This is a genomic window from Massilia glaciei (assembly GCF_003011895.2).
Classification (GTDB): domain Bacteria; phylum Pseudomonadota; class Gammaproteobacteria; order Burkholderiales; family Burkholderiaceae_D; genus Telluria_A; species Telluria_A glaciei.
Map to the genome: position 1 here is coordinate 1 of NZ_PXWF02000330.1, position 5,282 is coordinate 5,282.

The window sequence follows — 5,282 nt, forward strand, 5'->3', positions numbered from 1 at the left end:
GCTATCAGGCGAATTCGTTGCGGGGAAAAAATGGTGTTTCAAAGAAAATGGGTATTGGTCGGGGCTGCCTGAAGTGACGCTCTGATCGCGCCCAGAACCCGGCAAGCGGCGGCCCGCTGCCCCTCACTGCCAAACCCAGCGCATGCACAGCGAAGCGGGATTAGAGCGCCATGCAGCGATCTTCGCCGGCCATATGGCGAAGTTCGGCGGTAGGAGCCGGGGCGGCAGCCCTTGCCGGACCGCCCTTGGTCCGGCAACTCCGTATCCCGCCGAAAGCATGGTGCGCACCACGGGCGCCGGCATTGCGGGGTTGGCTTTGAGGGAGTCGGCGTATGTTTGCTTGCGGCGACGGACTGGTTCGCTCTAGAACAAGTGGCGCAAGGAAAATGTACGGTAAAACGGGTTTGCCGCACAGAAAAGGCGGGCACGGCGCCAACCCAAAACCTGACCAGTTTCACCGGCGCCGTGCCCTGCAAACCCCAGTAGGGAATGTGTATCGAGTATCCCATCCCTACTGGTGGACGCCCCGTCCATAACTGATCGGCTTGACATGGAGCAAGCCGATGGATGCCTTTCCGGTTGGTCGACGCTATCTTTGCGCGCGTCTCGCGTGCCGCGCCCAGGCACTTGTTTGCCCCGATTGCGACCATGGCCAGATCTACTGCTGCCGGGAGTGCGCCGGCATCGCGCGCGACACCACCCTGAGGGACGCCGGCCGGCGCTACCAGAGCGGCCGCCAAGGGCGGCTCAATCACGCTCGGAGGATGGCCAGCTACCGGGAGCGGAAAAAAAGAGTGACGCATCACCGTTCCCCTGCGCCCCCTTGCGATGTTCTACTGATATCGGTGCCCATCACAACGTCCGCGGTGGTGCCCGCCGCAGTGGGCGCGAGGCCGGCCATAGCCTGGCAATGCCAATTCTGCGGATGCCGGTGCTCCGAATTCGTTCGCACCGGCTTTCTTGATGGACGGGCTGTGCGAGGACACCCCGGCCGGGGTGCTGGCGCGCGACGACGAGGAGGCGATCATGGCCGTTGATCTTGAAACCGAGGCGAAGATACTGCGCCTGCACCATGCGGAGAAATGGCGCAAGGGGACCATCGCCCGGCACCTGGCGATCCATCATTGCGTCGTCGAGCGGGTGCTGCGCCAAGCGGGCCTGCCTGGGACGGGCACCGTGCGCGGCTCGCCAATGTTTGAGCCCTACCTAGCGCTGATCCTGCAAACGTTGGAGAAGTATCCGACGCTGACGGCCAGCCGCCTTTACGGCATGGTGCGCGAGCGCGGCTATCCGGGCGGGCCCGACCACTTCCGCCACCTGCTGGCCCGGCACCGTCCGCGCCGGCCCGCCGAGGCCTACCTGCGCCTGCGCACACTCCCTGGTGAGCAATGCCAGTGCGACTGGGCCCATTTCTCCCATTTGACGATAGGGCGCGCGCGCCGGCCCCTGATGGCGTTCGTGATGGTGCTGTCGTACTCCCGGCGCATCTACCTGCGCTTCTTCCTCAATGCGCGCATGGAGAACTTCCTGCGCGGGCACATCGGCGCCTTCGACGCCTTCGGAGGCTGCAGCAGGGTCGTCCTGTACGATAATTTGAAAAGCGCCGTGCTGGAACGGCAGGGCCAAGCGATCCGCTTCCATCCGACCCTGGTCGCGCTGGCCGGCCACTACCGCTTTGAGGCCAGGCCGGTGGCCATCTGCCGCGGCAACGAAAAAGGACGGGTCGAAAGGGCCATCCGCTACATCCGCGGCGCATTCTTCGCCGCGCGCCAGTTCCGCGACCTGGCCGACTTGAACGCCCAGGCGGCCGCCTGGTGCGATGGCCAGGCGTCGGACCGCCCCTGCCCGGAGGACCAGGCGCTTTCGGTGCGCGACGCCTTCCTGCGTGAGCGGCCGCTGCTGCTGCCGCTGCCGGCGCACGCGTTTCCGAGCGACGAGCGGGTCGAGGTCAGCGTCGGCAAAACGCCCTATGTCCGCTTCGACCTGAACGACTACACAATCCCGCATACCCATGTGCAGCGCACCCTAACGGTCCATGCCAGCGAGGACACGGTGCGCGTGCTGGACGGCGCCGAGGTGATCTCATGCCTGGCGCGCAGCTACGACAAGGGCGCGCAGATCGAGACTCCGGCCCACATCGAGCAGCTCGTCGAGCACAAGCGCGAGGCGCGCCACCACCGCGGCATCGGACGCCTGGCCAAGGCGGCTCCGGCGAGCGTTGAGCTGCTCGAGCAGGCGGCCAAACGAAGCGGCAACCTTGGCACGATCACGGCCGGCTTGCTGCGTCTGCTCGAGCGTTTCGGCGCGGCCGAGTTGCAGGCGGCGATCCTCGAGGCGCTCGAGCGCGGCGTGCCCCACCCGACCGCAGTGCGCCTGGCCCTGGAGCGGCGCCGCGAGCAGCGCAACCAGCCCCCGCCGGTCGCCATGCTGCTGCCCGAGCATGTGGTAGCGCGCGACGCGCCGGTGCGCACCCACAACCTTGGCAGCTACGATGAACTGAGCAAGGAGCATCCCGATGACGAACAAACCTGAATCGCTGCGCCAGCGCGCTGAGGCGCTGCACCTGCACGGCGTGCTGGCGCACTGGGATGAGGTGGCCACCTCAGACTGGATCGAGAGCCTCGTGCAGTGGGAGGAGGATGGGCGCGCGCAGCGCAGTCTGGAGCGCCGCCTCAAGAACGCCCACCTGGGGCGCTTCAACCCGCTGTGCGACTTCGACTGGAAGTGGCCCACGCGTTGCGACCGCGCCGCCGTCGAGGCCCTCATGACGCTCGAATTCCTGCGCGAGGCGGCCAACGTGGTGCTGGTCGGCCCGAACGGCGTGGGCAAGACCATGCTGGCGCAGAACATCGCTTACCAGGCCCTGATCGGAGGTCACACCGTGTTGTTCACGAGCGCCGGCCAGATGCTCGGCGACATGGCGGCGCTCGACAGCGATTCGGCCCTGCGCAGCCGCCTGCGCTATTACGCCGCGCCCGATTTCTTGTGCGTCGATGAGGTTGGATATCTGTCCTACTCCAACCGCCACGCCGACCTGTTGTTCGAATTGATCAGCCGCCGGTACGAGTCCAAAAGCACTTTGATCACGACGAACAAGGCCTTCACCGATTGGAACGATGTGTTCCCCAACGCTGGCTGCGTCGTATCGCTGGTGGACCGCCTCGTGCACCACGCCGAGGTGATCGCGATCGAAGGCGAGTCCTACCGGCTCAAGCAAGCCAACGAGCGCGCGGCCTTGCAAGCGAAAAAACGTAAATCGAAAGCTGGGACGGCGCCATGAAAATCCGGAATCTGAACCTGCCATCAGGGACAACCGAGGGCATACCCCTTCTCATTGATGCGCGCTGGACGACCGAGCAGGCCGTCGCGGTCTACGAGCTGCTTGACGATCTGTGCGAGCAACTCTGGCGACACTATGGACCGCAACTTCAACAACACTATAGCGAAGATCGTATCGTGGACGGCAGCGCTCGCGATCCTGGTCACACTGGCGGCGACACCGAGTTCTGATGGGCGGCAGGGCAATATTTGCCTTGGATTAATTGCGCGTTTCCACAGCCAGATTTAGGCGGATTTGCACCGCCGCTAACAGCACGCCGTGGAAAGCCTTGTAGATGCTCACAAAGTCATTTATTTCAAACATAGAGCTCACGAAATCAGGAAATATTTTGCTCCCTTCTTCGGCTGATGCAGTTTTGTATGCATCCTTCCAGTGCCGAAGGGTTCTTTCGTAGTCAGATGTTCTTCCTGAGGTTAGCTTGATGCCGAGTCCGTTCATCCACTGGATCGCGGCCGAGTACTGCACGAAGATAGCTTCATAGGATTCGGTGGGGATGGACATGCAAACCTGCTCCTGAATCTGCGCGATAAACTGGTGACTGGTGCGCGACCGTCCGGAAACGGCCGAAAGCGGAAGTTGCTTGTAGGCGATTGTACCGTACAGGTCGCCCCAGCGAGGTATTAACTTCTACCAGTTCTCGCCCTGACAAGTGCAACGAATCCGAACCGGATCGGGCGACCCGGTTTGAGGTCAAGGTGCGACCGTATACCGTCGGCGCGCCCTGAGCAACACACGTACAGCAGTGTCAAAAGCTATACCGCGCGAGAGCAAAAAGTTTGCTGCTGGGCCTGTTCCGCAGGTATGTCGAATCGTGATGGCGAGTTCGATCACGAGGGCAGTCCGCCGGTTCTTCCGCAAGCATGGCTGTGGGGGCATGTGGGCTCCAAGTTGAGCTGATACGATACGGGCTGGGGATCATTGGCGGGCTTGAGGCGCGCCAATCGGGCCGGCATGAGCACTCGGGAAATGATGGGTTTCAGTTCCTAGCAAAGCCCATCGTTGTACTGAAAGGTTAAAGCCTCCCACCAGAAAGACACACACAGAACATCTGCGCTAATCCTTACCTCTAACTGTGTTTTTGGAGAGAAAGTATGAGCATTCAGGAAATGGACACATCGATATCCGCTTACCCCGAACTACAAGTTCCGATCGCGCCTCCGTCAGAATCCATGATCCGTATAGACGCTAACATTGCCGATCTGCGGAAAAAATACCTCCTGCTGTCGTCCGAGAAAGCACTGTCGCCTGCATCGGTCGAGTCGTTGAACCGGATAGAAGCTGAAGTTGTCGCATTGCAGAAGAAGCACTCGGTATTGACGGATGAGCAGCGGTTGTCTATACCACGCCCAGCTCGCCGACGCGAAGAATCCGAGGCTGAGTTTGATAAGATTTGATGTCATCTTGGGTCTACTCCATGACACATCTAACCGGACACTGGCCATAATATCGCTCGTCTCCGGCAAAGCTGGAGGTCGGTCATCGTATCATTTCCCGTGCAGGTCACTTCTCATATTTTGTGCCCGTCGGCTTCTGAAAGTGACCAATTTTGTCATTTTCAGAAGCCGACGGCACCAGTTTCGGCAAGGCCGCTCTATACGTCGCCCTGTAAGCAACCGCTATTGAAGTCCGGGCGACGTCACGTTGACCGACTTAGTGTTGCTGCTCCAGAAATGTAGTTTGACCACATACTGGCCCGCTGGCATCTTGACTTGCTGGTCGGACTCGCCGAGGTGTTTGACTAAATTCATGCCGGTATCGTATACCGTCTTGTTTACTCCTAAGCCGGAAAAATACAGGTCCGTCTCCTGTGCAAACGACACTCTATGATAGGACGTCGTCTGTATCGTCGATGAGTACGCGCCGTTTTTCAGCATTGGCAACTGCTCAACAGGGAGCAAGGCCGGGGAGTACGCCATCCAATCCACCCAACTTAACAGATTGT

At 61.1% G+C, this 5,282-nt stretch carries 6 protein-coding genes; 4 read left to right on the forward strand and 2 right to left on the reverse strand.

Translation table 11 applies throughout. The features are described from left to right. Positions 1–963: 963 nt before the first annotated feature. Genes istA through C7C56_RS26450 form a run of 3 tightly spaced genes read left to right on the forward strand, consistent with a single transcriptional unit; the run spans position 964 to position 3,510 of the window. Positions 964–2,532, forward strand: coding sequence for an IS21 family transposase (gene istA / locus C7C56_RS26440; protein WP_229459014.1), 1,569 nt, complete (start codon positions 964–966; stop codon positions 2,530–2,532). After that, positions 2,516–3,280 carry an IS21-like element helper ATPase IstB gene (istB, locus tag C7C56_RS26445; protein ID WP_106760327.1) on the forward strand — a complete coding sequence of 255 codons (765 nt, stop codon included), beginning with the start codon at positions 2,516–2,518 and terminating at the stop codon, positions 3,278–3,280. Before istA ends, istB begins: the two co-directional genes overlap by 17 nt. Next, positions 3,277–3,510: a hypothetical protein gene (locus tag C7C56_RS26450; RefSeq protein WP_229459015.1), complete on the forward strand. Its 234-nt coding sequence runs from the start codon at positions 3,277–3,279 to the stop codon at positions 3,508–3,510. The genes istB and C7C56_RS26450 overlap by 4 nt, the downstream gene beginning before the upstream one ends. Before the next feature lie 28 nt (positions 3,511–3,538). Here the strand turns inward: C7C56_RS26450 and C7C56_RS26455 are convergent, their stop codons facing one another. Then, on the reverse strand, positions 3,539–3,841 hold the full coding sequence (locus C7C56_RS26455) for a GIY-YIG nuclease family protein (protein ID WP_106760328.1): 303 nt from the start codon (positions 3,839–3,841) through the stop codon (positions 3,539–3,541). A 590-nt stretch (positions 3,842–4,431) separates the two neighbouring features. Between C7C56_RS26455 and C7C56_RS26460 the strand changes: the two genes are divergently transcribed. Next, positions 4,432–4,734 carry a hypothetical protein gene (locus C7C56_RS26460; protein WP_106760329.1) on the forward strand — a complete coding sequence of 101 codons (303 nt, stop codon included), beginning with the start codon at positions 4,432–4,434 and terminating at the stop codon, positions 4,732–4,734. A 222-nt stretch (positions 4,735–4,956) separates the two neighbouring features. Here the strand turns inward: C7C56_RS26460 and C7C56_RS29530 are convergent. Further along, a partial coding sequence (locus tag C7C56_RS29530; protein WP_219933237.1) for a hypothetical protein occupies positions 4,957–5,282 on the reverse strand: 326 nt, incomplete at its 5' end.

Excerpts from the sequence above, each read along its gene's own strand:
- C7C56_RS26460 (WP_106760329.1), top strand. The coding sequence starts at position 4,432 with ATGAGCATTCAGGAAATGGACACATCGATATCCGCTTACCCCGAACTA.
- istB (WP_106760327.1), top strand. The coding sequence starts at position 2,516 with ATGACGAACAAACCTGAATCGCTGCGCCAGCGCGCTGAGGCGCTGCAC.
- istA (WP_229459014.1), top strand. The coding sequence starts at position 964 with ATGGACGGGCTGTGCGAGGACACCCCGGCCGGGGTGCTGGCGCGCGAC.
- C7C56_RS26450 (WP_229459015.1), top strand. The coding sequence starts at position 3,277 with ATGAAAATCCGGAATCTGAACCTGCCATCAGGGACAACCGAGGGCATA.
- C7C56_RS26455 (WP_106760328.1), bottom strand. The coding sequence starts at position 3,841 with ATGTCCATCCCCACCGAATCCTATGAAGCTATCTTCGTGCAGTACTCG.